This is a genomic window from Prauserella endophytica, assembly GCF_005146945.1.
GTDB lineage: Bacteria > Actinomycetota > Actinomycetes > Mycobacteriales > Pseudonocardiaceae > Prauserella_A > Prauserella_A endophytica.
Map to the genome: position 1 here is coordinate 1 of NZ_SWMS01000074.1, position 1,270 is coordinate 1,270.

Below are 1,270 nucleotides of genomic sequence, written 5' to 3' on the forward strand. Positions count from 1 at the left end.
CGAAGGTGATGGAGAACGCGTTGATCACTGGCTTCCAACGCATCATCCATCGTGCCGCCCCGGTCCCTGTGGGGTCGAGGCTGCGGGTCACAAGATACAAGCACTTCATCGCCGCTTGCTCGGTGGTGAAGTGCCCACGTGCCCGGATCGCGCGCCGGTAGCGTGCGTTCAACGACTCGATCGCGTTCGTCGAGCAGATCATCCTCCTGATCTCGATATCGTAGTCCAGAAAAGGAACGAATTCGGTCCAGGCGTTACGCCAGAGTCGAACCATGGCTGGGTATTTCTTCGACCATTTCTCGTCCAGTTCGTCCAGTGCCGTTGCGGCGGCGTCGGCGTTGGGTGCCGTGTAGATTTCTTTCAGGTCGCGTTTCAACGCGTCCGTGTATTTCCGGGAAGTCAGCCGAAACGAATTACGAATTAAATGCAGAACGCACGTCTGGACGATCGTTTGTGGCCACACCTGCTCCACCACCTCCGGTAACCCCTTGAGGCCGTCACAAACCAGGAAGAACACGTCCTTAACGCCGCGGTTCTTGAGATCCACCAGCACACTCATCCAGAACTTGGCGCCCTCGCCGCCGGTACCGGCCCACAATCCGAGCACGTCCTTGCGGCCGTCGGTGGTGACGCCGATCGCGGCGTAGAACGGCCGGTTGGCGACCTGGCCGTCCCGCACCTTGACCACGATCGCGTCCACGAACACCGCGGCGTAGACCGGCTCCAGTGGACGGCTTGCCCAGTCCTGCATCTCCTCGATCACCTTGTCGGTAATCCGAGACACCGTCTCCTTCGACACCGACGCGCCGTAAATCTCGGCGAAATGCGCCGAAATTTCGCCCGTGGTCAACCCCTTCGCATACAACGACAACACGATCTCGTCCACGTCAGTCAGTCGACGCTGACGTTTCTTCACGATCTTCGGCTCGAAAGTCGATTCCCGATCCCGGGGAACCACGATGTTCACCTCTCCAGCCGCGTCCGAAACCACCGTCTTCCCCCGGGCCCCATTCCGCACATTCGACGAATCACGATTCGAATCGGCACGATTCTTCGCGTGCCCGAGATGCTCGGTCATCTCCTCGTTCAGCGCCGCTTCCAGAACGTTCTTGGTGAACAGCTTCAACAGCCCGTCCGGCCCAGTGAGCGACAGGCCACGTTCCCGCGCCTGCGCCACCATCGCCGCCGCGGCAGCCTGCTCGGCCGACCGCTCCCGCTCCGACTTCCTCATCTTCCTCTGATCCGCGCTCACAGCATCGGATGCCATCAC

Annotated in this window: 1 protein-coding gene; it reads right to left on the reverse strand. The window is 60.8% G+C overall.

All coding sequences use genetic code 11. The annotated features are described in order from the left end of the window. Positions 1-1,231, reverse strand: a 1,231-nt coding sequence (locus FCN18_RS38905) for an IS256 family transposase (protein ID WP_456107171.1), incomplete at its 3' end; no start/stop codon positions are given. Positions 1,232-1,270: the final 39 nt, after the last annotated feature.